This window comes from Paenibacillus sepulcri, from assembly GCF_042647105.1.
GTDB classification, from domain to species: domain Bacteria; phylum Bacillota; class Bacilli; order Paenibacillales; family Paenibacillaceae; genus Paenibacillus_Z; species Paenibacillus_Z sepulcri.
In genome coordinates, this window is sequence record NZ_JBHRUP010000001.1 from 5,543,861 (window position 1) to 5,569,480 (window position 25,620).

At 52.2% G+C, this 25,620-nt stretch carries 18 protein-coding genes; 17 read left to right on the forward strand and 1 reads right to left on the reverse strand.

Annotated features, from left to right (window positions below; translation table 11 throughout):
- The first annotated feature begins 87 nt into the window (after positions 1–87).
- From ACFOLF_RS24325 to ACFOLF_RS24375, 11 genes are all read left to right on the forward strand, one after another.
- The gene (locus ACFOLF_RS24325) at positions 88–1,848 is read left to right on the forward strand and encodes an extracellular solute-binding protein (RefSeq protein ID WP_210044847.1); all 1,761 of its coding nucleotides are present in this window, start codon (positions 88–90) and stop codon (positions 1,846–1,848) included.
- A 95-nt stretch (positions 1,849–1,943) separates the two neighbouring features.
- Complete coding sequence (locus tag ACFOLF_RS24330) at positions 1,944–2,843, forward strand: ABC transporter permease (protein ID WP_210044848.1); 900 nt, start codon at positions 1,944–1,946, stop codon at positions 2,841–2,843.
- Between the two features lie 17 nt (positions 2,844–2,860).
- Entirely contained in the window at positions 2,861–3,748 is an 888-nt protein-coding gene (locus ACFOLF_RS24335; RefSeq protein ID WP_210044849.1) for a carbohydrate ABC transporter permease, read from the forward strand.
- A gap of 252 nt (positions 3,749–4,000) precedes the next feature.
- The gene (locus ACFOLF_RS24340) at positions 4,001–5,047 is read left to right on the forward strand and encodes a zinc-dependent alcohol dehydrogenase (protein ID WP_210044850.1); all 1,047 of its coding nucleotides are present in this window, start codon (positions 4,001–4,003) and stop codon (positions 5,045–5,047) included.
- A gap of 540 nt (positions 5,048–5,587) precedes the next feature.
- Positions 5,588–7,297 carry a peptide ABC transporter substrate-binding protein gene (locus ACFOLF_RS24345; protein ID WP_210044851.1) on the forward strand — a complete coding sequence of 570 codons (1,710 nt, stop codon included), beginning with the start codon at positions 5,588–5,590 and terminating at the stop codon, positions 7,295–7,297.
- A gap of 134 nt (positions 7,298–7,431) precedes the next feature.
- The gene (locus ACFOLF_RS24350) at positions 7,432–8,358 is read left to right on the forward strand and encodes an ABC transporter permease (protein ID WP_210044852.1); all 927 of its coding nucleotides are present in this window, start codon (positions 7,432–7,434) and stop codon (positions 8,356–8,358) included.
- A gap of 6 nt (positions 8,359–8,364) precedes the next feature.
- On the forward strand, positions 8,365–9,279 hold the full coding sequence (locus ACFOLF_RS24355) for an ABC transporter permease (RefSeq protein WP_210044853.1): 915 nt from the start codon (positions 8,365–8,367) through the stop codon (positions 9,277–9,279).
- Positions 9,280–9,292: 13 nt separating this feature from the next.
- The gene (locus tag ACFOLF_RS24360; protein WP_210044854.1) at positions 9,293–10,321 is read left to right on the forward strand and encodes an ABC transporter ATP-binding protein; all 1,029 of its coding nucleotides are present in this window, start codon (positions 9,293–9,295) and stop codon (positions 10,319–10,321) included.
- A complete protein-coding gene (locus ACFOLF_RS24365; protein ID WP_210044855.1) occupies positions 10,314–11,270 on the forward strand; it encodes an ABC transporter ATP-binding protein in 957 nt (318 codons plus the stop codon). The genes ACFOLF_RS24360 and ACFOLF_RS24365 overlap by 8 nt, the downstream gene beginning before the upstream one ends.
- 481 nt (positions 11,271–11,751) lie before the next feature.
- On the forward strand, positions 11,752–16,746 hold the full coding sequence (locus ACFOLF_RS24370; protein WP_210044856.1) for a CehA/McbA family metallohydrolase: 4,995 nt from the start codon (positions 11,752–11,754) through the stop codon (positions 16,744–16,746).
- 95 nt (positions 16,747–16,841) lie between these two features.
- The gene (locus ACFOLF_RS24375; protein ID WP_210044857.1) at positions 16,842–17,555 is read left to right on the forward strand and encodes a hypothetical protein; all 714 of its coding nucleotides are present in this window, start codon (positions 16,842–16,844) and stop codon (positions 17,553–17,555) included.
- An 88-nt stretch (positions 17,556–17,643) separates the two neighbouring features.
- Here ACFOLF_RS24375 and ACFOLF_RS24380 read toward each other — a convergent pair whose 3' ends face one another.
- Entirely contained in the window at positions 17,644–18,408 is a 765-nt protein-coding gene (locus tag ACFOLF_RS24380; RefSeq protein WP_210044858.1) for an SDR family NAD(P)-dependent oxidoreductase, read from the reverse strand.
- 361 nt (positions 18,409–18,769) lie between these two features.
- Between ACFOLF_RS24380 and ACFOLF_RS24385 the strand changes: the two genes are divergently transcribed.
- The 6 genes from ACFOLF_RS24385 (at position 18,770) to ACFOLF_RS24410 (ending at position 25,606) form a co-directional block, all read left to right on the forward strand.
- Positions 18,770–19,585: an ArsR/SmtB family transcription factor gene (locus ACFOLF_RS24385; protein WP_379114291.1), complete on the forward strand. Its 816-nt coding sequence runs from the start codon at positions 18,770–18,772 to the stop codon at positions 19,583–19,585.
- 350 nt (positions 19,586–19,935) lie between these two features.
- Positions 19,936–21,696, forward strand: a complete 1,761-nt coding sequence (locus ACFOLF_RS24390; protein WP_210044860.1) for an ABC transporter substrate-binding protein — start codon at positions 19,936–19,938, stop codon at positions 21,694–21,696.
- 59 nt (positions 21,697–21,755) lie between these two features.
- Entirely contained in the window at positions 21,756–22,709 is a 954-nt protein-coding gene (locus ACFOLF_RS24395; protein WP_210044861.1) for an ABC transporter permease, read from the forward strand.
- Between the two features lie 16 nt (positions 22,710–22,725).
- Positions 22,726–23,652: an oligopeptide ABC transporter permease gene (gene opp4C / locus ACFOLF_RS24400; protein WP_210044862.1), complete on the forward strand. Its 927-nt coding sequence runs from the start codon at positions 22,726–22,728 to the stop codon at positions 23,650–23,652.
- 12 nt (positions 23,653–23,664) lie between these two features.
- A complete protein-coding gene (locus ACFOLF_RS24405; RefSeq protein ID WP_210044863.1) occupies positions 23,665–24,648 on the forward strand; it encodes an ABC transporter ATP-binding protein in 984 nt (327 codons plus the stop codon).
- Entirely contained in the window at positions 24,641–25,606 is a 966-nt protein-coding gene (locus ACFOLF_RS24410) for an ABC transporter ATP-binding protein (RefSeq protein ID WP_210044864.1), read from the forward strand. The genes ACFOLF_RS24405 and ACFOLF_RS24410 overlap by 8 nt, the downstream gene beginning before the upstream one ends.
- The last annotated feature ends 14 nt before the right edge of the window (positions 25,607–25,620 follow it).

A 25,620-nucleotide genomic window follows, 5' to 3' on the forward strand; every position in this document is an offset into this window, starting at 1 on the left:
TTTCTATGGACGATAAAACCGTGGCCGAAAGAGTCAGGTCTTACTTTCTGAAGCGATCGTCAATATTTGGTGAAAGAAGGGGTAGGCATGAATAAGCTTCGCATGGGTCTTGCGGTCATGATGTCCGCCGTATTCATCCTGTCCGCATGCTCCAATTCAAACAGCGGAAGCGGCGGAAACAACAGCAGCAGCACGCCGGAGCCGGACAACAGCAGCCCGTCGGCGGCAACCGCCGATCCGGCGTCCGCGCCGGAAGAGAAGGCCGATCCGTTCGGCAAATACCCGGAAACGCTTGAAATCAGCGTCATCTATGACCGCAACCCGGAGACCGAGAAGTCCTTTATCCCCGGCAGCTCTTATGAGACGAACTGGAACAGCGATTTTTGGCTGGAGAAGCTGAACATCAAGCCGGTCGTCAAGTGGAGCGCGCCCGCAGGCGACCAGTATAACCAGAAATACAATCTGATGTTCGCGAGCAATGATCTCCCCGATATCTTCCTGCTGCGGTCCACCGACAACAAGCAATCCGCCCGCAGCATGCTCAAGAAGCTGGTGGATGCGGACATGGTCGAGGATTTGACCGCGGTGTACAGCCAATACGCGTCTGACGAAGTGAAGGACTACTATCAGACCTTTGACAACAAAGCGCTGGATTACGCCACCTTCGATGGCAAAATGTACGGCCTGCCTTCGCAGGGCGACACCTATGCCAACGTCCAGATCCTGTGGGTCCGCCAGGACTGGCTGGATAAGCTGAGCCTGCAGGCGCCCCGGACCATTGATGACCTGGTCACGGTCGCCAGGGCGTTCAAGGAGAAGGATCCCGACGGCAACGGCAAAGCCGATACGATCGGGCTTTCCATGCAGAATCAGTTCATGGACCCGGGCTTCACAGTGGCCATCCCTATATTCAACGCGTACAGCGCCTATCCCAAGAGCTGGGTGAAGGACAGCAGCGGACAGCTCGTATGGGGCGGCATTCAAGAGCAGAACAAGCAGGCGCTGCAGGTATTGGCCGATATGTACAAGGAAGGGATGATCGATCCTGAATTCGCGCTGAGCGACGGCAACAAAGCCGCCGAATTCATTACATCGGGCAGGTCGGGCATGCAGCTGGGATCCTGGTGGAACGGCAGCTTCCCGCTCACCTTCAACATCGACAACGATCCCAAAGCCGACTGGAAAGCCTATACGCTCACGACCGACAATAAAATCCACGCCGTCATGAATTTCCCGACCGACCAGTTTCTGGTCGTCAAGAAAGGCTTCAAGAATCCGGAGGCGGCTGTCAAAATCCTGAATTTCTCGACAGCCCTCAGCCACTCGAAATATCCGGAGACGACCGACCGGCGCAATGAGCTTAACACGCAGTTCGGTACCGATAAGGTCGATGCGCCGACGATCATTCCGAACTTCGGAATCTCCTATCTCGATACGACGCTGCGAAGCGTAAAGCTGTTCGAGGATATTTTCGCCGGGAAAGCGACCGTGGATGACTTATCGGTCGGAGAGCGGCAAATTTTTGAAAATTCGCTCAAGCCCAATCACGATAACCCGCGGAAGGACCCCGGCAAATACAAGGACTATATCAACTGGATGTCGGCGCTGTCGGCTATCGCGCACTCGGACCTGGATATCCAATGGAACGGCTTCAGCGGCACGACGCCGACCTACGACGCCAAGATGGGCTCGCTGATCGACAAGCAGCTCACCGCGTATACGAAGATCATCATGAATAAAGAGCCCATCGCCTACTTCGATACCTTCGTCAAGGAGTGGAAATCGCAGGGCGGCGACCAGATTACCCAAGAGGTGAATGAATCGGCTGCCCAGGAAAGCGGCAGCTAACGAATATAGGGCGATCCGGATTTTGGGGGTGCCAGGCTGGGAGGCTGGCTTGGCGCCGTCGGAGCCCGATTCGCCGCAGGCGGAGCGTGAAAAGAATGACCAAACTCTTCAAGAATGATCAGTTCCATTATCACATCATGCTGCTTCCGGTATTTGCGGTATTCATCCTGTTCAACGTGCTGCCTATCTATGGCATCGTGCTGGCATTCAAGCACTTCATCCCGACCAAGGGCGTGCTGGGCTCGCCATGGGCGGGACTGGAGCATTACAAGTTTCTGGTGCAAAATCCGGAAATCTGGCGTGTGCTCCGAAACACGCTGCTGATCTCGGTCGGCAAGCTGGTCACACTGCTGGTGCTGCCCATTATGCTGGCGCTTATGCTGAACGAGCTGCGGGTGAAATGGTTCAAGCGTTCCGTGCAGACGATCACCTATCTGCCTCATTTCCTGTCCTGGGTCATTCTGGCGGGCATCTTCCGCGATATTTTCTCCACGCACGGCATCATCAACTATATGCTGGAGACGGTGTTTCATATCGAGCCCATCATGTACCTGGGCAGCAACTTCTGGTTCCGTCCGATCATTATCCTGTCCAATATGTGGAAGGAGCTGGGCTTCTCCACAATCATTTATTTGGCCGCTTTAACGAGCATCAACCCGGCCTTGTACGAGGCTGCGGAAATGGACGGCGCCGGCCGTTTTCAGAAGATTTGGCATATCTCCATCCCGGGGATCGCCATCATCATCGCCTTGCTGGCGACATTAAGCTTGAACGGCATCCTGTATGCCGGTTTCGATCAAATTTACAACCTGTACAATGTCATCGTATACGATACCGCCGACGTGATTGAAACCTGGGTATTCCGCAACGGCCTGGTTGGTGCGCAGTACGAGATCGGCACGGCGGTTGGCCTGGTCAACAGCCTGATGGGGCTTTCCCTGATCGCCCTGACGTATACGCTCGCCTACCGGTTCGCCAATTACCGGATCTTTTAGCCCAAGGAGGACAGCGCATGATTCATTCCAAAACGCTCGGTTCACGGCTGTTTGACGGGTTCAACATCACGATCCTTGTCCTGATCTCGCTTCTCACGCTGTTCCCGATTCTGCATACCGTCGCCGTGTCCTTCAGCAATCCGGCGGTAGCCGGGAGCGGCACGATTACCGTGCTGCCCAAAGGGCTGTCGTTCAATGCGTATGCCAGAGTGCTGGATGACAAGCAGTTCTTCATCTCGCTGTGGGTGTCGCTGGAGCGGATTGCATTGACGCTTATCCTGGGAACGGCAGTGACGTATCTGGCCGCCTTTCCGTTCTCCCGGGAGACGAGAGATTTTCGCATGCGGAATATATATCTGTGGATTTTGCTCATTGTCAGCAGCTTTAACGGAGGCATTATTCCGGGGTATATGAACGCCAAGAACCTTGGTCTGCTCGATAATTTCTGGATTTTGATCCTGCCATACCTGTTTAACTTCGGCAACATTCTCCTGGTGTTCAACTTCTGGCGGAATCTGCCCAGGGAGCTCGACGACTGCTCGAATATCGACGGTGCGGGCCCTTGGGTGAAGCTGACGCATATTTATTTTCCCTTGTCGCTGCCGGTGCTGGCAACGATATCGCTGTTCACGATCGTCAACACCTGGAACGAGTATTTTCAGGCGATCGTCTTCATCAACGATCCCCATCTGATGCCGCTGCAGACCTATCTGCAGCAGATCGTCGTCACGATTGATCCGACAAGACCGCAGGATATTGGAGAGGGCGGAGTGCTCTCGGAGGTCTCGAACCAGACGCTGAATGCAGCGAAGATCTCGCTGACGATGCTGCCGATTCTGTTTATATATCCCTTTCTGCAGCGGTTCTTTATTCATGGGATCACATTGGGCTCGGTGAAGGAATAGCGCGGATTGTATAGTTTTTGACAAGGAATCTTTGAATCCGAACTGCTCATTTGTTATACAAAGCTAAAATTTAGTTCGAATATATTTCGGGTTTTGTCATTATTTCTTCCATGACGAGTCGGCAGTATGGCCTGCTTTGCAAAAAAAGATGACAAGGCAACAGCTTTTCCACACAAAAAATCTCCAATTCTTCATAAAGATGAAACTGAGCCGTTAGTTTTGCGCCGTCAATCAGCGAAGGAGGCTGCAGCAGTGGGAAAGGTACTGGTATTCGACCGGGAACGCTCCGTCAGCATCGAGGAGTATGAGGAGAGGCCGCTTGGGCCGGGAGAGCTCAGACTGCGGACGCTATACTCTGGAATCAGCGCAGGCACACAGCTGACCGCCTATCGGGGGACGAACCCGATGGTCGGCGGCATTTGGAACAGGGAACTGCAGCTGTTCGAGAAAAGGCAGCCGGGCAGCACGTTCTATCCTGTTGTCGGCGGCTGGGCCTACGAGGAAATCGGCGAGGTCGCCGAAGCATCGCCCGATGTTCAGGAGGTAAGGGCCGGCGATCTCATTTATGGTGCCTGGGGACACCGCAGCTCGCATATTGTCACGGAGTCGTTTGCCCGCGCGCATCGCCTTGCTCCGGGTCTCAAGCCGATCGTTGGCATATTTTCGCAGATGGGCTGCATTGCATTGAATGCCGTACTGGATGCCCATCTTCATGTCGGTGAGACGGTGGCGGTATTCGGCCAGGGCGTTCCCGGACAATTGGCCGCCCAGCTGGCCAGAAGAAACGGTGCGGCAGTTATCGCGGTCGATCTGGATGATTATCGTCTGGCCAAATCAAAGGATCTGGGCGCCGACCATACGATCAACAGCGGGACCTGTGATGCCGCAAAGGAAATCAGGGCGCTCACAGGGGGCCGCGGCGCCGATGCCGTTATCGAAATATCCGGCTCCCCGCATGCGCTGCATCAGGCTGTCCGTTCTGTGGTATATAATGGACGCGTTGTGGCGGCGGGCTTCTATCAGGGGCAGGCGGAAGGGTTGTACCTCGGTGAGGAGTTCCATCACAACCGCATCCAGATCGTGTGCTCGCAAATTAATGCGGTAGCTCCCGAGCTTGGCAACCGCTGGAACCGTACTCGGATGGAGCAGACTATTTTCCGGCTGGCCGGTCAAGGCGATCTGGAGCTGGAGACGCTCATCACCCGGATCATGCCGTTCAGCGAAGCTTCGGACGCTTATGCCATGCTGGACAGGCAGACGGAGACGAATCTTCAAGTCGTGCTGAGTTTCGAGGAATAGGCGGCAATTCGAGGCTCACGCAGACTTCAATAGAGGTTATATTTCCCGTTGTTTCGAAATAATAACAACCACAACAGCACGAAGTGTCGAAAAAAATAAACAAAATATTGCCATTTTTGGGATTATGAAAATTGTAATGGTAAAAAGGGATCATAAAAATCTGGTTCCTTTTTTTGTGTTGGTGGTAAGTTTTAATTGCTGATAGCGCTTTCCCAATCCCTTAATTTCCACATAAATAGATATAGGAGATTAATATATAACATCCAAATAACCCGATTATGTAATATTCATGTTATAAATAGACGGCATTAAAAACGAGAACATTTACTGTGCAAATGCTACAAATTCTTTTATAATATCCTTATCGTAAAACGCTTACAATTTTTGGTGAATGGGATAGCTGCGTTTAATAATCAAAAATAATGATAGATATCGTCAAAATGATAGGTTATAATACTGACGTTGGGATGAGGTTCTCCAAAATAAATGGAAATTACCGCGGTTAATCCTTAACAAATCATCAATGGGGAGGTTTTATTTATGAAGGTAAAAGGTTTTTTGTCAGGAATGATTACATTAGTTCTACTCGGTACCATTTTGGCGGCATGCGGCAACAATAGTAACAATGGGGGCAATGCAGGCAACGCGGCATCCGATCCCGGCACCACTACGAACACCAATGCCAATAGTCCCAGTGACAGCAGTACAGGTAAAAAAGATCTGGTCATGAACTACCGGGCCGATCCTCCCGCACTGGACGTTTCGATAGCAGAAGCTGCTGCTACGTTCACGATCCTTGGAGCCATCAGCGAAGGTTTGTACCGTCTGGATAAAGACATGCAGCCGCAGCCGGCACTGGCAGAATCGATGCCGGAAATCTCGGCTGACGGATTGACATATACCATTAAGCTGCGTTCCGGCCTTGTCTGGGCAGACGGAAGCCCGCTGACCGCGAATGACTTCGTATATTCTTACCGCAGAACGCTTGACCCGAACACGAAAGCGACTTACGCCTTCATGCTCGCATGGATCAAAGGCGGCAACGATGTCCTGAATTCGAAAACTCCGGAAGATATTGAAGCCAATAAGCAAAAGCTCGGCGTCCAAGCGAAGGATGACACCACTCTCGTTATAACGCTGGATCACCCGATTCCGTTCTTCACGGCCCAGCTTGCATTTCTGAACTTCTACCCGCAGAATGAGAAGTTCGTAGAAGCCCAAGGAGACAAGAGCGGCGCTGATGCCGATAAAGTCCTTGGCGCAGGTCCGTTCAAGCTGACTTCATGGAATCACGAGCAATCGCTGGTTCTCGAAAAGAACGACAAGTATTGGGATGCCGCTAATGTCAAACTCGACAAAGTTACCCTGAACATCGTGAAGGATACGAATACCGGTCTGAATTTGTACGAAACCGGCGAGACTGACTACGCGGATGTTAAAGGCGATCAAATGAAAGCCTATGACGGCAAACCGGATCTGCAAATGAAGAAAGAGCTTGTTACCGGCTACCTCAATTTTCAACAAACCAAGGTTCCTGCTTTTGCCAATCTTAAAGTCCGTCAAGCATTCAGCATGGCTGTCGATCTTAAAGGCGTAACGGATCTCGTACTGATCAATGGTTCCGTACCGGCAACCGGCTTTGTACCTGCAGGAAATCAGGATGGCAACGGTAAAGAATTCCGTGGTGTTGTCGGCGACACGCGCGATGCGTTTGATGCGGCCAAGGCTAAAACCCTGCTTCAAGAAGGTTTGGCGGAGTCCGGCACGACGCTGCCGAAGCTGTCCATTATCGGTGACGATACAGAAACCGGCAAGAAGCTTCTTGAATACATTGTTCAACAATGGAAAACGAATCTTGGCGTTGACGTAGTGGCTGAACCGCTGCCGCATGCGAATCGTCTGGATCGCGAATTGAGCAAGAACTACACGATCGTCTCCACATTATGGGGCGCTGACTATAACGACCCGATGACATGGCTTGATATGTTCCTGACCGGCGGTTCGCTCAATACACAGGACTGGTCGAATGCCGATTACGACAAGCTGATCAAAGACGCTCAGATCCAAACCGATCTGGCCAAGCGTGCTGATGAAATGGTGCAGGCAGAGAAAATTCTGATGAGCGAAGCAGCCGTCATGCCGCTTTACTTCCGTTCGTCGCCGTTTGTTATCAATCCAAAATTGAAAGATCTGATTCTGCCTCCTTACGGTCCGGATTTCGAATTGAAATGGGCCCATTTTGAAGGTTAAACAAGCAGAAGTTATTTAACGCATCCAGGAAACAAACATCATACTTCATAACATGGGGAGCCGTTCACGGTTAACGACTTGAACGGCTTCCTTCATGTTGCTTGCAAACTTTCAAATGCGGGAGGGAGGCCATCATGCTTAAGTATGTGCTGCGCAGATTCTTTTATATGATTGTGACGCTGTGGGTTATTGTCACCATCACTTTTTTCCTGATGAAGCTGCTGCCGGGTAATCCCTTTGGCGAGGCTACGGCGAAGCTTACTCCGGAAAACTTGCAAATTTTGATTGAACAATACGGTTTGGATAAACCGATATGGCAGCAATATCTGAAATATATAGGACAAGTGGTACAAGGTGATCTTGGGATTTCCTATCAATTCCCGACACGCTCGGTTGTGAGCGTAATCAAGTCAGCTTATCCGGCCTCTTTTGAGCTTGGTCTGGAGTCTCTGATATTTGCTGTTATTGTCGGTCTGCTGCTCGGGATTATTGCCGCGCTCAGACATAACAAGCTAGGCGATTACTCCGCAATGTTCATCGCCATCATCGGGGTGTCCATTCCATCATTTGTTATTGGACCGCTGCTCTCCTACTTCGTAGGGGTTAAATTGCAATGGCTTCCGCCCGGCTTGTGGACGACTCCGGAGCACCGGATTTTACCGGCTCTGGCCCTGTCGCTCGGAACGATTGCCATACTGGCGCGGATGATGCGGGCTTCCATGCTCGAAGTTGCCGGCCAGGATTATATCAAGACAGCGAAGGCAAAAGGAATACCGACGGTTTCCGTTGTGGGGACGCATATGATCCGTAATGCGATATTACCGGTTATCACCATTCTGGGACCGATAACCGTCAATGTATTAACCGGGACACTGGTCGTGGAGAAGATATTTTCCGTTCCGGGGATAGGCTATCAGTTTGTGAGCGCCATCCTGACGAACGATTACACGATGATTACAGGATTGACCATATTCTATGCGGCTATTCTTGTTGTGGCTATGTTTATTACTGATATTGCATATGGCTTCGTCGATCCGCGTATTCGGTTAGGGAAAGGGTGATAAGGGATGGAAGTCATCGTTAAAGATCAATTTCAACCGGCTCCGCAGACTAGCAGCAAAGAAGCGATTCTGCGTCCTTCCCTGAATTATTGGCAGGATGCGTGGAGGCGGCTGAAGAAAAATAAATTGGCTATGGCCGGACTGGTAGTCCTTGTGATCATCGCCGCTTTTGCTATTATTGTTCCGCTTGTCAGCGGTTATGATTACGAGACGCAGAATCCTTCAGCCGTCAATCTGCGTCCGTCAGCCGACCATTATTTCGGCACCGACGATTTTGGGCGGGATCTCTGGACCCGCGTATGGTGGGGAGCGCGCATTTCCTTGACGATCGGGATTACAGCGGCGCTGCTCGATCTGGTGATCGGGGTTCTTTACGGCGGAATTTCCGCTTATTTTGGCGGCAAAGTCGATACGATCATGCAGCGTTTTATCGAAGTGGTATACTCTATTCCTTATCTGCTGATGGCCATTCTTCTCTTGATGGTTTTGGGTCCGGGGATGAAATCGATTATTTTTGCCTATGTCATTACCGGTTGGGTGTCGATGGCGCGGCTGGTCCGCGGGCAGCTGCTCGTTCTCAAAGAGCAGGAATTCGTCCTGGCGGCACGCACATTGGGTGCAAAACCATTTCGTATTATCCTGAAGCATTTGATTCCGAACGCCCTTGGCGTGATTGTCGTTCAAATTACGTTTGTTGTACCGACGGCTATTTTTGCCGAAGCGTTTCTCAGCTTTATCGGACTTGGCATACGGCCGCCTCTGGCTTCACTGGGGAATCTGCTTAGCGATGGCGCCGGAGTAATGAGATATCATCCGCACCGTCTGCTGTTCCCGACTGTTATCTTCAGTTTGATATTGCTCAGCTTCAACCTGTTGGGAGACGGTCTGCGCGACGCTCTCGACCCGAAAATGAGAAAATAAGGAGGAGAGTCGAATGAGCGCACCTTTACTGGAAGTCAACAACCTGCAAGTTTCGTTCAAAATGTTCTCCGGCGAAGTCCAGGCGGTTCGCGGCGTCTCCTTTAAGTTAAATAAAGGCGAAGTGCTCGCAATCGTCGGTGAATCCGGCTGCGGCAAGTCAGTGACGGCCCAGACCCTTATGCGTCTTACGCCGTCTCCGCCGAGCTATATCAAAGCAGGCTCGATTATGTTCAATGGCAAAACGGATATTACCAAGCTGTCCGAGAAACAAATGAAAAAAGTGCGCGGAGAGGAAATGGGGATGATCTTCCAGGACCCGATGACTTCCCTCAATCCGACGATGACGGTCGGCGCGCAAATTGCCGAAGGGATCCGCAAGCATGAAGGCGCCAGCAAATCCGTGGCGCTGCTTCGCGCGGTTGAACTGCTGAAATTAGTCGGCATGTCCAATCCGGAGGAGCGGATTAACCAGTATCCGCATGAGCTGTCAGGCGGGATGCGCCAGCGGGTGATGATTGCAATTTCGCTGGCCTGCAATCCAAAACTGCTGATTGCGGATGAACCGACAACAGCTCTTGACGTGACGATCCAGGCGCAGATTATGGATCTGCTGCGGGATATTCAGAAAAAGACGGATACGGCGATTATTCTGATTACCCATGATCTAGGCGTGGTTGCCGAAATGGCGCAGCGGGTCATCGTTATGTATGCGGGCAAGGTGGTGGAACAGGGCGAATTGAACGATATCTTCTATCGTTCGCGGCACCCTTACACATGGGGCTTGCTCAGCTCCGTACCCCGTCTGGACAGCGACGGCCATACCGAGCTGTCTTCTATACCCGGTACACCGCCCGATCTGTACGCTCCGCCGAAGGGCTGCGCTTTCGCGGCCCGCTGCCCGCATGCCATGCGGATATGCAGGGAGACGGATCCCGATCATTTCAAAATATCCGATACGCACAGCGCTGCCTGCTGGCTGAATCATCCCGACGCGCCGAAGGTGGAGCAGTCGGAGGAGACAGGAGGTAAAGTATATGCCTGAAGCGCCTATTCTGGAAGTGAAAAACTTGCGGAAGCATTTTCAACTGAAAGACAACCGGACGCTGAAAGCGGTCGACGGTTTGAACTTTTCGATCAATCGCGGGGAAACCTTCGGTCTGGTGGGGGAATCCGGCTGCGGCAAGTCAACGGCTGGCCGCACGATTATCCGGCTTTACGAGGCTTCGGAGGGGCAGGTTATTTTCAACGGCAAGGATGTCGGGAAGCTGAAGGGTGACGATCGCCTGAAATTCAACCGCGAGATGCAGATGGTGTTCCAGGACCCGTACGCTTCGCTTAATCCGCGGATGACTGTAGGCAAAATTATCGCCGAGGGAATCGACATTCATAAACTGTACACGGGTAAAAAGCGGACAGATCGCGTGCATCAGCTGCTCCACGCCGTCGGTCTGAACGAAGAGCATGCGGGGCGTTTTCCCCATGAATTCTCAGGCGGCCAACGCCAGCGGATAGGCATCGCGCGGGCACTTGCGATCGAACCGCAGTTCATTATCGCCGATGAGCCGATCTCGGCGCTTGATGTGTCCGTTCAGGCGCAGGTCGTGAATTTGTTCAAGAACCTGCAGCGCGAGCATGGGTTGACCTATCTGTTCATTGCCCATGACCTGGCGATGATCAAGCATATTTCCGACCGGATTGGAGTCATGTATCTGGGTAAGCTTGTTGAAGTGGCGGCGGCCAGTACGCTGAACGCGAAGCCTCTGCATCCTTACACGCAATCGCTGCTCTCGGCGATTCCGATTCCCGATCCGGAAATTCAGAAATCGCGGGAGAGGGTTATTTTGCAGGGAGAAATCCCGAGCCCGGTCAATCCGCCGAGCGGCTGCCCATTCCGCACCCGCTGTCCAAAAGCGATGCCGGAATGCGCGGCTTCGATGCCGGCCTTCAAAGAGATCGAGCCGGGTCATTTTGCGGCTTGTCATCTGTATTAATACTGCGGAGCAGGTATTCCGTTATCCATGCTGCCGCCAGCTGTTCCGTTGATTTATGATAATAAAATAAATAGGTGAACCACATGCGAGCCGATGCTTCATGTGGTTTTTTGCTTTGGCCGGCTCGGCTTGCAGCAGTTAAGGAGCAGCCGGAAAGCCCGATTCTTGAATAAACAGCAAGAAGCAAGAATTGAAAACTGTATTTATTTTACTTTTATGACATGTGAAACAGATTTTGCAGGATCATCAGCCGTCAGGTGGATGGTCTATTTTATATGAAATTTTCGAAATTTTCAGATCATATATAAATTCTTAATAATTTATTATTATTTTGAGAACACAACGGTAACAGTCCAGACTTATTATTAGCGCTGTGCAAAAATTTACCGGCAAAGTAGAGGGGATTGTTGGAAATCACGAGTAATTATTTGCGTCAAAACCGTAACAATTATAAAAAACCGAAAGGAAGCTAAACAATCTCATGTGGAAAAAATGGATAAATATTACAATTGTATCGACGATTGTGTTCAGCATGCTGCCAATCGGGAAGACTTATGCTTCCCTGGATGCGCAAGCGGGTCAATCGACCGAGGATCCGGGCTTCACTTATGATGGAACAGCGAATACCGGCAAAGACGTAGCGGAAGGCGATACATACTATTATCTGCAGAATGACGAGGCTATCGCGATCATTTCGAACAAAGTCGGAGGAAATAACAAGCAGGGCAGCTTCAAAAAGGGCTGGCCTGTTGATTTCGTCTCCAAAGACCCGAAAGCGAATATGAAGGAAACGCTGGATTGGTCGGAGCTTGTTCTGAGCCCTACCATGAACGGCGACTACAACCAGAAGGGTGTTCAGCTGTCCCTTGATAATATTCAAGTCGTGGACAACGATAAGATCGTTGCCTCTGGCCAGTGGGATCAGAATGCCAAGATCAAAGGCTCCGTTACCTACCAAATGCTGCCGGACCAGCCGGTCATGAAGATGACCCTGACGTTGAATAATCAGGATACAAGCGACTTCGCCGGTTATTTCCTGTATTCTATGGATCCGGATGTTCCGGGAGCTCAATCGTCCTATGCGCCTGGTATTGGCTGGCTGCCCGGTCTCAGAACGTCAGGCTGGTCGGAGAACTATCTCTATGACGGCACCTCGGGTTCGTCAGGCGAACCGGCTCACTCCATCGCCTGGCTCGATGATCAGCCGACCGGGATATACGGCAGCGATCTCTATTTCGGCGCATGGTTTGACGCCAGCGTAAAAGCCGGAGAGAGCAAACAAATTTCCTGGTATCATGTCACGGAAATTCCGTCGGAGCGAGGCAATCCATATGATAATTTCTCGACTTATGCGAAGCAGCTGTCCGTAATGGATCCTGAGGTTCCCGATTACAGCAAAGTAACCGGGCAGATGACGGACCCGACTACGGACGCCGGCATTCCGGGCGTCACTCTCGTTGCCAAGAACATCAATTCCGAGGTCGCGGGCACGGCTGTAACGGATGCCGAAGGCAAATACGAGCTGTATCTGCCGGCAAATACCTACACGCTGACAGCCTCCAGACCCGGCTACGAGATGGATTCAAACTCTGTAGAGATTACAACGGATTCAACGATCGTCTACCCGATCGACTTTGAAATGAATCCGATTTCGGTCTCGGCGGGAACTGGCGTCCGGCTCCCCGGTACGCTTGCCGAGGGCACGGTGGATGATGTCGTCATTCAGAACTCCAAGCTCGCCATGACAATTGCCAAGACCTACGTCGATTCCCAGCTGACGAATTCGGTAGGACGGCCGATCGATTTCGCGGTTCAGGGGCTGGATGATGATCTGGACTGGATCAATCTTCCATATTTGCGAATTGCTCCTCTTCCCGCGAAAGAACAGTGGAAAGTATTAACGGTTAACAACTCCAGTGTGGATGTCACGGAGAACACAGCCGAGCAGGCAACCGTCAAAGTAACCGGGACCTACTCAGAGGTGCCAGGCGTCAATGTGGAGACGACTTATTCCCTGCAAGCCACCCAGACGTGGATCGACACGGAAACGGTGTTCAAGAACACGACGGCAAGCGATGTCGTTGCCTATGCCGGTGACGTGATGGACCATGACGGGGAGGGACAAACCTCCTTCGTGCCGGGTGTTGGAACGATTCCCGATGTGGCAACGTATACGCCGAACGCGCCGTGGTTCTCTCAATACGGCAGCTCGCAGCAGGCGTACGGCATTATCTACGAAGGTGATTTTGCCAGCGGCTTCACGCTTAACGGCAACAATACGAATGTTTTGAGCGAAAAACAGATCACAATCCCTGCCGGCGGAGAATACCGGCTTACACGCCATCTTGTGGCAGCCAGCACAGAAGGGCTGACTGACAAAAGCCAGGCGATCAACAACGTTTATGACGAGATCATCAGCCACCAAACCGGTATCAGCATGGAACTGGCCGTCGACAAGGAGACTTTGTCCATCAATGAGCCGTTCAAGGTATCGCTTACGGTCAAGAATGATTCGGACGATATCGTGTCCGGGCTGCAGGCCAATCTCAACCTGCCGGCCAATGTAACCTCAAGCGATATGGCAGCGAAAGATATTCCGGAACTTGCTGCTCACAGTTCTACAACCGTCACATGGAATGCTGCGGCGGCAGGCGGGGGTCACGGAGATATCCAGCTTGAAATCAAGAAATCCGGCAATCCTTATATCACTAAGAACAAGCAAATTTTCGTGAACGGACCGGGCTGGTATGCCGGCGACAACCATACGCACAGCCGTTACAGCGACGGCAGCGGTTCGATTAACGACAACGCTACGGTTGCACGCAACAAGGGACTGGATTTCCTTACGGCAACCGACCACAACTCCATCAAGCAAAAAGATGACGTGGCCAAAGAGAACCGCGCCGATTTCGTGGAGCTGCTGGGCGAGGAAGTCACAACCGGCACCGGCCACTCGCTGGCCTACGATATTTCAAGTCTGATCAACTGGGCGCAGCCGACCCAGGATTACATCAACGAGACCCGTGCCAACAATGACGGGCAGGGGATGCATTTTATCGCCCATCCGTATTATCCCGGCCTGGAGTGGGAGGACTGGAGCGTCAAGAATTATAACGGGATCGAAGTGTGGAACGGCTTCTACCCGCCCAAGCATACGGTTAACGCCCAGGCGTTCGCCAAATGGGATGAATTGAACAAAGCGGGCCGGCATATTATTGGTCTTGCCAACTCCGATGCCCATAACCCGGGCAAAGTGGGCGATCCGCACATTAAAGCCTATATGGACAACCTGTCCAAGGAAGAGATTTACCAAGCCATCCGTGGCGGTATGCTATACGGTACGAACGGTGATATCGACCTGGAGCTCAACATTAACGGAAAAATGATTGGCTCCGATGTTGCAGTGGACCGACAAGGCGGACAGGCAAACATCGTATTGAACGGTTCTGCGCCTGGAGGACTGACGACCGCCCGGGTAATCAAGAACGGAGTCCTTCTGAAAGAGTGGACCGGTCTAACAGGTACAACCTTTAATCAGAACCTGCAGGATAATGCAGTGCCTGGTGATTTCTACAGGATGGAGCTGGAGGGAGCCAACGGAAAATTCGCTTTCTCCAATCCGATCTGGATCACAGACGGAATCAGCGTTCCGCAAAGTATGAGCTTTGATGATGAGAATGTTACGCTGCGGGTAAACAAATCGGATGTGCTGTCCGTAACAGGCACCTATCTTGACGCCAGCAAGCTGGAGCTTTCGGAGACCGGGAAGCTTGCCTTCATCAGCAGCGACTCCTCGGTTGTCTCAATCGACAGCTACGGCCATATGACGGGATTGAAGACGGGCAAAGCGGATATTACCGCTTCAATCGGAAACCTTGAAATCATCACAACCGTCACCGTTGTACCAAACAAAGCGCCTGCCGCCTCGACATCCGAATACAATACGGCTGCCGGCACACCGATCAACGGCGTAATGGTCGCTTCGGATGAGGATCGCGATCAGCTTGCTTTCCGAATCGTGAAGCAAGGGACGCTTGGTCAGGCAGCCGTAACGGATGCGGTATACGGCGGATTTACTTACACACCGAACCCGGGTATCACGGGAACGGATACGTTCACCTTTATAGCAAGTGATGGCGAAGCGGATTCCCAGGAGACAGCTGTCACCGTCAACATCAAGGAAGTTCCGGTATCCAACCAGGCACCGGTTGCCGAAGGTGGAACCTGGAGCGTTGCGCAGGGCGGATCTTTGCTGGAGAAGCTGAAGGCAACGGATCCGGATAACGATAAACTGACCTATTCAATCGTGGCTAATGGTACTATGGGCACGGCAACCGTCATAGACGCGGTATACGGCGGGTTCAGCTATACGCCGAACATTGGCGCGGCGACGGGAACCGATATGTTCAGCTTTAAAGTAAATGATGGCTCTGTCGATTCGAATACGGCTACTATCACTGTCCATATTACACCAGGCAATCATCTGCCGAAGGCCGAGAATCTCTCCTTCAACACGACAATAGGCATCGCGATCGATGTCAGTCTGAAAGGAACGGATTCAGACGGCGATCCGCTTACGTATACCATTGTGCAGAACGGTACGAGAGGGAGTGCCGTCATCAAGGATAGTCATACCGGCAGCGTAACGTATACGCCGAATGATGAGCAGCCCGGCGAGGATACATTTGTGTACATGGTGAACGACGGCAAAGGAAATTCAAATCCGGGTATCGTATCGATATCCATTAAGCTGCCGGGACCGGGTCATCCAGATGACGATGACAACACACCTCCGGCGGACGGATCTGATAATCCTTCATACCCTCCGGCTGCACCGCCTGCACCTCCTGCAGAGAAGCCTCCAGTTGAGGAGCCGGAAGCTCCTGAAGCTCCGGCGTCAGGCGGAGGAGAGAATCAGCAGCCAACGAAGCCTGTCGATCAGCTGTTTACTGACGTGTCGAATAACTGGGCAAAAAGCTATATCCAGGAAGCCGTTGACAGCGGTCTGATTAGCGGATACCCGGATGGCACGTTCAAACCTAATGAGACGATCAACCGGGCCGAATTCCTGGTTATTCTCACCAAAGCGATGGGATATTACGATTCCGACGCAGCATTAAGCTTTGCAGATCAAAGCAGCATTCCTGCCTGGTCCGCCGATGCGATCAAGAAGGCAATCAAAGCCGGCATCATCAAAGGCTATGATGACAACACCTTCCGTCCGGGTCAGATCGTGAGCCGTTCGGAAATGGTCGTTCTGCTGGCCAGAGCGCTGGGCCTTCCTGACAATGCCGGATTGAAATCGACATTCGGCGATGCGCCTGATATCCCGGTATGGGCACAAGGCATGGCGGAGCAGTTGAAGCAGCTCGGTATTATCCAGGGCCGCGGCAATGGGGAATTCGCTCCGAAAGCCGGAACTACACGCGCTGAAGCGATTAAAGTTATTTTGACAGCCATGCATCTGATGAAATAAACAAGGATACATCAGTTCGGGAATATGGGCGCTTGCCTGTATTCCCGGCTATTTGTTTGGTGAGTGAAATCCATACCTGAGAGGAGAGTATTGCTGTGGCTGCCAAGAAGATAAGTGCATATGTGAAAATCGCGATTCTCCTGCTTGGCCTGCTGCCGGTTCTGCCCCAGATTTCGTCCGCTCATTTTGAGCCTATCGGCTACTCGGAGATCGTCGTCGGAACAGATTCCATCGAATATTCGCTCTATATGGACCCCTACCAGCTTCAGGAGTTCGTCGAACTGGACCTGAACACGGATGGTTATGTCGACGCGGAGGAAGTGAAGGAACAGGAAGCGGCACTGAATGCGTTCATGGGTTCCAATCTTCAGGTATTGAGCGGAGGCGTGGCCAGCGAGCCGTTGATCAAGCAAACAGTAATGACGGAGAAAGGCAAGCTGCCGATGATCATGGCCCAAATCGAATATAAATTCGCGAAGCCGGTTGAAGATTTTGAGATTAATTACCGTTTTTTTCAGGTAGAGGGGTTCGTCCATCATATTAATATGGCCCATATTCAGTTTGCGGACCGGGAGCAGGAAGTTGTCTTTAATCAGACCAGCACCCAGTTCAGCTGGAGCAGGGATGGGGAGAATAATTCCTCCGGTCATGTTTCGGCAATCGCCAAACCAACGCTGATCAGGTGGGGGATCATTCTTGGCTGCTTGCTTTTGTTCTCCCTCGGCGTACTGATATGGAGACGGCGGAATTCTGCCAAATCCGTGAATTTGCAAACCGGCAATAAGGCTGTACGCAAACCGGCCAACTGAATAATCCGCAGGCTTTGGAATGAATACAGACCTAAACTGTATAATGATTGCCGCCGCTTATCGCCGTCATACCTATGCGGCTTACTCGTTAGTGAATGGTCTTGACCAATCCACCATCGATAATATAATCCACCCCTGTAATCATGGACGCGTGACCGGAAACAAGGAATACGACAAGACTGGCAACTTCATCGGATTCGGCAAAACGCCCCAAGGAGATGCCCAGATCAAGAGCCATTTTCCTGGAATCCTCATCGCTATCCGGTATTCTTCCCGCCCACATCTCCGTACGGGTCGGTCCCGGTGCGACGGTATTGACGCGAATGCCTCTTGATGCGAACTCGCCGGCTAAATTTTTGGACAAATTCGTGACAGCGGCTTTGGCTGAGCTGTAAGCGATGATCCGCGGATTAGGCATGACGGCGTTCATCGAGGAAATATTCACGATTGCCCCTCCTGGCGACGTCAGATGGGGAAGTGCAGCACGAGCTGTCCTCACGACGCTCATCAGATTAACGTCCATCATCTCCGCCCAGTCGGCATCGGACAACTGAAGGAAGCCTTCCCCGGAACGGGTATCCGTTGCGCCGATATTGTTAACGAGGATGTCCAGCCGTCCATAGCGATTTAGCGCCTCCTTCACGACCTGCTCCGCTCCTTCCGCCTTTGCTGCATTCGCTATAACCGTAAGCACCTTGCCGGTATCCTCAAGCTCCTTTAACTCTGCCGTTATCTGACGCGAAGCCGCTATGACGTCCGCTCCGGATTCAGCCAGCGCTCTGACGGTTGCAAGTCCGATTCCGCGCCCTGCGCCGGTGACAATGGCGACTTTGCCCTCCAAAGAAATGTTCATTGTATTCATCCTCCCGCAGCTTTGTTTGCCGTATGTTCTTACAGCCTCATTATTGGCGATAATCGCGGATTTGCAAAGTACGCCGTTTATTCATACCAGGTATGGTTAACAGGACTAATGCGGCCATGCCGGTACCTTTGAACGGCATACGGACAGGGAGTTTGCATGGGTCTGTAACGCCGATGGTTACACATTCCTCTTGCGTTTTTCGTGAAGTCTGCTGTAGAATACGCCTAACAGAAAGCGAAAGAAAGGAGCGTGAGAGATGGACTATCAGATAGACGTGAAGTTTGGGCCCATATATGAACTTCTCAATAGTCTGCATACGTACATATGTCGAAAATCATATAAGAAGATTGATTTGGCCCCCCAATGGGCCAAAGATACCCGTCAGCGGTTGACGCCAGAATTTGCTTCCTTTCTCGATCAAACGGAGATCGACGGGGATTGGAAATTAACCTCTCTGCTCGTTCATCTGTGCCCCGGCTGTGGAAGCACCGAGGATTTCCTGGCTTGGCTGGAAGGATTGTCGTCCGGCGACCTTTACGAGCTTATATCGGAGTACAGCAACCAGTTTCCCGACAACAAAGGAAAATTCCGCTCCCGCACCTTGTCGATGCTGTCGCAGTGGGAAGAGCAGTATTTCCGGCATATCGATCCGGCTATCATTGAATCGTTAAGGGATGAGACTCTTGACCGCAAGAAAGCGTTATTGGGGCTTGAGCCGGAGGAGTTTATCGATCAAACGACCAACGGGCTGCATTTTAAACCGGCGAACGGGCTGGAACAATTGATCCTCATCCCGCAGCATCATTTTCAGCCGTTGAATGTGATCTGCAATTTCGGCAAATTAACGCTCTGCCATTATTCCGCAAGAATCTATTTTGCCGATGACGATTATTTTCCCGCGCCGGAATACCGGATGATCCGAAGTCTTGGAGAGAAGAACCGGCTGAAAATATTACGCTATCTTCACCAGGGTCCCCGCAGCTTTATAGAAATCGTGAGACATTTGAATTTATCCAAGGGGATTACGCATGATCATATTGCGAAGCTGCGAAGCGCAGGGATGATCCGGGCTTATTTTGAGGGCGAGACACTGGTTGAATACACCCTGAGGCCTGGCGCATTGGAGCATATGCAGCGCAGACTGATCGCATATATTGAGCAAAGCTAGTCGGTAAAAATAGCCTCTCCGCCCTTCAACACCGGGCTTCGGGAGACAAATAAGAATGCCAGCAAACCATTTCCGGAAGGAGTGGTTTTTTTGTTTTTAAAATATTTTCTCTTTTTCAGGAAATGTTTTTCAGTTCTCTATTTACAGAACCGCAATTGGTTTCTATAATATAAATAATTGAAGTTAATTCATACTTATATTATCGGAATTATCGAGAAGAACGGTTGACGCCTTCTTTACGGGGTGCAGCCAAGACTTTTCACCTTGGAAATATAAGAAACCGTTAGACCAAATTTAACTTTCTTATATTTTGAGAAAAAGAAAATTTAATTGAAATGGGAGAGGTTGTTATGAAGAAGGGCGTTGCTTTATTATCCACCGTATTGATTATCGGCAGTTTATTGTTATCCGCATGCTCGGATAAGAGCGGCAGCACACCGGCTGGCAATGCACCTGCTGACAATGCACCGGCAGCTCCGGCGGCAGCGAACGGCAGCAATGCAAGCACAGAAGAACCTGCCGATGCGGCGCAAGGTACAGCCTCGACGATTCAGGCCAGCGACATGTCCAAGCTTCCCGCTGCGGCCCAGCAGCGTACAGATACGATCATTGTAGGCCTGACGGATCCAAGCGGCGCGTTCACGCCTTATTTTCAACAGAGCGGTTATGACGGCAATGTGTCTTCCCTGCTTTATACGCCGCTGGTTACGGTTGACGATCAAGGAGTCCCGCAGCCTGCTCTTGCGGAAGGCTGGGATGTTTCTCCCGATAATCTCACGTACACCTTCCATCTTCGCAAAGACTTGAAGTTCAGCGACGGGACGCCGATTACCTCTGATGATGTAGCGTTCACCTGGACGATTCTGCATGACAAAGCCTATGACGGCGATTCCCAATTACCAACGCTGCTTGTCAAAGGCGGCCAGGCTTACAAAGAAGGCAAAGCGGAAAGCATTGAGGGCATCAAGGTGATTGACCCCCTGACGATTTCCGTCACGCTGGAAAAACCGAATGCGGCAGCGCTGCTGACGCTTGGCTCCGATGTGCTGTCCAAAGCCTACTACGGCAAGGAATATAAATTCGGCCAGCTGGATTACATCAAGAAGATGCATGAACAACCGGTCGGCAGCGGCCCGTACAAGCTGGAGAAGTTCATTCCCGGCCAGGAAGTCCGGCTTGTAGCCAATGAGAATTACTACAAAGGGAAACCGGCAACGGAGCATTTTATCTATAAAACGTCGGAAGGCGATGTATGGCAGTTTATTGAAACCGGTGAAGTCGATTATGCCTCGTTCACAGCAACGCAGGAAAATATTGATAAGCTGAAAAGTCTCGGGTTCGTTAATATTCTCTCTTACACGCCGAGCACCTACGGATATCTGCAGGTCAATCTGGAGCATGAAGCGTTGAAGGATAAAAAAGTGCGGCAGGCGATCACCTATGGACTGGACCGCCAAAGCATTTATGTTGACGCCAACCAGGGGGCCGCTTCCATCGCCAATATTCCATCGTCACCGATTGCTTGGTCCTATACCGAGGACGGAATCAATCCGTACAAATACGATCCGGATCAGGCGAACAAGCTGCTGGACGAAGCGGGCTGGGTTCCGGGCGCGGACGGCATCCGCGAGAAGGACGGCAAGAAGCTGTCCATTCATTACCTCGGCTCCAAAAGTAAAAACACCGATATCTTTATCGCTGTCGCCAAAGAAAACTTTCAGGCGATTGGCGTCGACTTCCAGCCGGAAGTGTTCGCGGACTTTAACGCCTTGTCGTCCAAGGTGGAAGGCGGAGACTACGATCTCGTATCCTTCTCGACGCCGCTGTTGACCGATCCGTCCGATGGTTTGCTGATGTTCGTGGACGGAGAAATCAAGGGCTACGACAATCCGAAATTCAAGGAATTGTATGACAAAGGGCTGGCAACGCTCGATATCGAGCAGCGCAAAGCCATTTACAAAGAAATTTACCAGCTTCTGAACGATGAGCTTCCGGTAATTTTCACCAACTACAAGAAATCGGTGTATGCCTACAACGGCAGGATTCAGAACCTGTCCGTAAGTCCCTTCAACGGACTTGCCGCCAGCCTGCCGAATTGGACTCTGAAATAAATAAACCGTCCCCTGCCTTATATGCTTAAGGGCGGGGGACGTCAATTAAGGAGCCGGTCATGAGCGCTTATCTAACGAAAAGATTGACATACATGGTCGTCATACTGCTCGCCGCTACATTCCTGATCTTCAGCCTGTATGCGTTGACTCCAGGGGATTTCATCACCGGCAACATCAAGCTGACGCCGGAGCGCAAGGCGGAGCTGCGGGAGATTTACGGCCTCAACAAGCCGCTTCTGGAGCGTTACGGGACATGGATGAAGCATGCTTTTCACGGGGATTTCGGTTATTCGCTGGCGCAGCAGAAGCCGGTTCTTACGCTGTTTAACCAATATGTCTGGAATTCCTTCCTGCTGGCGGTTGTATCAACGTTCCTGACCTGGCTGATCGCCGTGATCGTCGGGGTGGTCGCGGCTTACCGGCAGTACTCCTGGTTCGATACGCTGGTGATGGTCGGGATATTCGCCGCCATGTCGATCCCATCCTTCTTCATCGGCTTGTTCCTGATCAAAATCATGGCGGTCGACTGGAAATGGCTGCCCCCCGGCGGAATGCTGACGACGGGAAGCAACGCGGTCGGAATGGCTTATGTGAAGGAAGTCATCCATCATATGGCGCTTCCGGTAATCGTCATGACGCTATTGGGACTCGGCTCGCTGACCCGGTATTTCCGCAGCAGCATGATCGACGTCCTCAAGCAGGATTATATCCGTACGGCGCGGGCCAAGGGACTGAAAGAAAGAAAAGTGCTGTTTACGCATGCGCTGCGAAACGCGCTTCTGCCGGCCATTACTTTGGTCGGCTTCGAGCTCCCGGCGCTGTTCGGCGGATCGCTCATCATAGAGAAAATATTCAACTGGCCGGGAATCGGACAGCTGTATATGCAGTCCTTCTCGCTGCGGGATTATCCGCTGCTTATGGGCTTCACTGTATTTATTGCGATTCTGACGGTCATCGGCACGCTGTTATCGGACATTTTATACCGTGTTGCCGATCCGCGCGTCCGGTTGTAGAAGGGGGCTGTCATGGATGTCAACCATTAGCAGCGGTTTGAGCAAGGTCAATCAGGCTAAGCCGGTTCCGGTAAAATCATCGCTTTGGAAGCAGTCGCTGCGCCGCCTGCTCAAGAATAAGCTGGCGGTCTCCGGCTTTGTCGTCGTCGTCCTCATGTTTGCGGCGTGCTTCATCGGACCGCTGTTCTCGCCTTATACCGACAACAAAATCAATATGGCCATGATGAACAAGGCTCCTGGCCTCAAGCACTGGCTTGGCACGGATGCGCTTGGCCGGGATGTATTGACCCGGGTGCTTCAGGCCGGGCGGATTTCACTGACGGTCGGACTCGCATCCATGGTGCTTTCGGTCTTTATCGGAGCGCTTCTGGGTACGATTGCCGGCTATTATAGGGGAATTGCGGATCAAATTATTATGCGGATCGCGGATCTGATGCTTACGATTCCGAGTCTTCCGTTATTGTTCATATTCGGCGCGATGCTCTCGGAGTGGAAGGTGCCGACCGATTACCGGATGTATATTGTCATGGTGATGCTCAGCTTTGTCGGCTGGCCGGGACTTGCGCGGATGGTGCGGGGGCAGATGCTCAGCCTCCGCGAACGCGAATTTATGCAGGCCGCGATCGTGCTCGGCTTGCGCGACCGGCGCAAATTGTTCAACCATCTGCTGCCGAATCTGGTTCCGCTGCTCATTGTTATCGCGACGCTCAATATCGGCGGCGCCATCCTAAGCGAGTCGGTTCTGAGCTTCTTCGGTCTCGGCGTCATGCCGCCGACGCCGACATGGGGCAATATGATCGATTCGGCCAACAACATGATTGATTTTCAGGAGCGCCCATGGCTCTGGATACCGCCGGGTTTCTCGATATTCGCGACGGTCATCGCAATTAACATATTTGGCGATGGGCTCCGGGACGTACTGGACCCCAAACAAAAGAGGTAGGTGACAGACTTCATGAAAGAGCTGCTTGAGATCAATCACCTCAGCACATATTTTGATACCGAAGCGGGTACGGTCAAAGCGGTTGACGATGTGAGCCTGCGGGTCAAACGTGGAGAGACCGTGTGCATTGTCGGGGAGTCCGGCTGCGGAAAAAGCATTACGGCGATGTCGGTGATGGGACTGGTAGAGGGACCGGCTGGCAAAGTCGTGGGCGGAGAGATCGGGTTCGACGGCCGTGACCTGCTCAAATTGGACAAGAATGAGCTGCGTACCATACGCGGTCATGATATTGCGATGATTTTCCAGGAACCGATGTCGTCGCTCAATCCGGTTCTGACGATCGGCGAGCAGCTGATTGAACCGCTGGTCGAGCATTTGAAGATGAGCAAGAAAGCAGCCCGGAAGCGCGCGATTGAGCTCATTACGGAGGTCGGCATCTCCAGGGCCGAGCAGATTGCGGGCAGCTATCCGCATGAGCTCAGCGGCGGTATGCTGCAGCGGATCATGATTGCCATTGCGGTATCCTGCAGTCCCAAGCTGCTGATTGCCGACGAGCCGACGACCGCGCTCGATGTGACCATTCAAGCGCAGATTCTGGATCTGCTCCGCAAGTTCAAAGAAGAGTCGAACATGTCCATTCTGCTCATTACGCATGATCTTGGCGTGGTGGCGGAAATGGCCGATTATGTAATCGTTATGTATTCCGGCAAAATCGTTGAAGAGGGCGAGGTTGTCGAGCTGTTCGAGAATCCCAAGCATCCGTATACGCGGGGGCTGCTGAAATCCAAGCCGGTGCTGGGCCGTCGGCAGGATGACTTATATTCGATCCCGGGACAGGTTCCCAATCCGCTCGACCTGACGCCGTCCTGTTATTTTCATGACCGGTGCGAGAGCTGTATGGCGGTCTGCCAGACGAAGGAGCCACAGCTCAAAGCTGTAGCGGATAAGCAAAAAGTCGCCTGCTGGCTCTATGAGGAGGCGGTCGTTCATGTCTGAGGCGCTGCTTGAAATCAACCATCTGAAAAAATACTTTCCGATCAAATCCGGCCTGCTCAATCGGACGGTAGGACAGGTCAAGGCGGTAGACGATATCAGCATTACCCTGCAGCCCGGCGAGACCTTCGGTCTTGTCGGTGAATCCGGCAGCGGGAAAAGCACGGTCGGGCGGACGGTTCTGCGGCTGACGGAGAAAACGGCTGGAGAAGTGAAGTATAAAGGAATCGATCTGTACAGCCTCTCTGCGCAGGAGCTTCGCAAGCTGCGTCCGAAAATGCAGCTGATCTTCCAGGATCCGTACAGCTCGCTGAATCCGCGTGTTCGCGTAGGCGACGCCATCGGTGAAGCGCTGCTGGACCACGGTCTGGTTCCGGGCGGGGAAGTGCGGGAGCGCGTGGAGGAGGTGCTGGCTTCCTGCGGATTGTCATCCTATCATATCGACCGCTTCCCCCATGAATTCTCAGGCGGGCAGCGTCAACGGATCGGCATCGCCCGGGCGCTCGTGCTGAATCCCGATCTGATTATCGCCGATGAGCCCGTATCCGCTCTGGATGTATCGATACAGGCCCAGATCATCAACCTTTTCCGCAAGCTGCAGGAGACTCGGGGATTGACCTATCTGTTCATCTCCCATGACTTGAGCGTGGTCGAGCATCTGTGCTCCCGGATCGGCGTCATGTATTTGGGTTCCATGATGGAAACAGCATCCCGGGATGAATTATTCCGCAATCCGCTGCATCCTTATACCAAAGCGCTGCTGTCGGCGGTTCCGGTCCCGATTCCGAAGCTGAAGCGGGAGAGAATCGTGCTGAAAGGCGACATTCCAAGTCCGGCCAATCCGCCGTCGGGCTGCAAGTTTCATACAAGATGCCCTTACGCCACGGATATCTGCAAAGAAGAGGTGCCGGAATTCCGCGACGCAGGCGGCAATCACTATGTAGCCTGCCATCTGGTTTAGCGGGACATCCTGCG

Coding starts and splice junctions, on each gene's coding strand:
- ACFOLF_RS24345 (WP_210044851.1), top strand. CDS start 5,588: ATGAAGGTAAAAGGTTTTTTGTCAGGAATGATTACATTAGTTCTACTC.
- ACFOLF_RS24355 (WP_210044853.1), top strand. CDS start 8,365: ATGGAAGTCATCGTTAAAGATCAATTTCAACCGGCTCCGCAGACTAGC.
- ACFOLF_RS24325 (WP_210044847.1), top strand. CDS start 88: ATGAATAAGCTTCGCATGGGTCTTGCGGTCATGATGTCCGCCGTATTC.
- ACFOLF_RS24360 (WP_210044854.1), top strand. CDS start 9,293: ATGAGCGCACCTTTACTGGAAGTCAACAACCTGCAAGTTTCGTTCAAA.
- ACFOLF_RS24380 (WP_210044858.1), bottom strand. CDS start 18,408: ATGAACATTTCTTTGGAGGGCAAAGTCGCCATTGTCACCGGCGCAGGG.
- ACFOLF_RS24370 (WP_210044856.1), top strand. CDS start 11,752: ATGTGGAAAAAATGGATAAATATTACAATTGTATCGACGATTGTGTTC.
- ACFOLF_RS24405 (WP_210044863.1), top strand. CDS start 23,665: ATGAAAGAGCTGCTTGAGATCAATCACCTCAGCACATATTTTGATACC.
- ACFOLF_RS24395 (WP_210044861.1), top strand. CDS start 21,756: ATGAGCGCTTATCTAACGAAAAGATTGACATACATGGTCGTCATACTG.
- ACFOLF_RS24390 (WP_210044860.1), top strand. CDS start 19,936: ATGAAGAAGGGCGTTGCTTTATTATCCACCGTATTGATTATCGGCAGT.
- ACFOLF_RS24365 (WP_210044855.1), top strand. CDS start 10,314: ATGCCTGAAGCGCCTATTCTGGAAGTGAAAAACTTGCGGAAGCATTTT.
- opp4C (WP_210044862.1), top strand. CDS start 22,726: ATGTCAACCATTAGCAGCGGTTTGAGCAAGGTCAATCAGGCTAAGCCG.
- ACFOLF_RS24350 (WP_210044852.1), top strand. CDS start 7,432: ATGCTTAAGTATGTGCTGCGCAGATTCTTTTATATGATTGTGACGCTG.
- ACFOLF_RS24335 (WP_210044849.1), top strand. CDS start 2,861: ATGATTCATTCCAAAACGCTCGGTTCACGGCTGTTTGACGGGTTCAAC.
- ACFOLF_RS24410 (WP_210044864.1), top strand. CDS start 24,641: ATGTCTGAGGCGCTGCTTGAAATCAACCATCTGAAAAAATACTTTCCG.
- ACFOLF_RS24330 (WP_210044848.1), top strand. CDS start 1,944: ATGACCAAACTCTTCAAGAATGATCAGTTCCATTATCACATCATGCTG.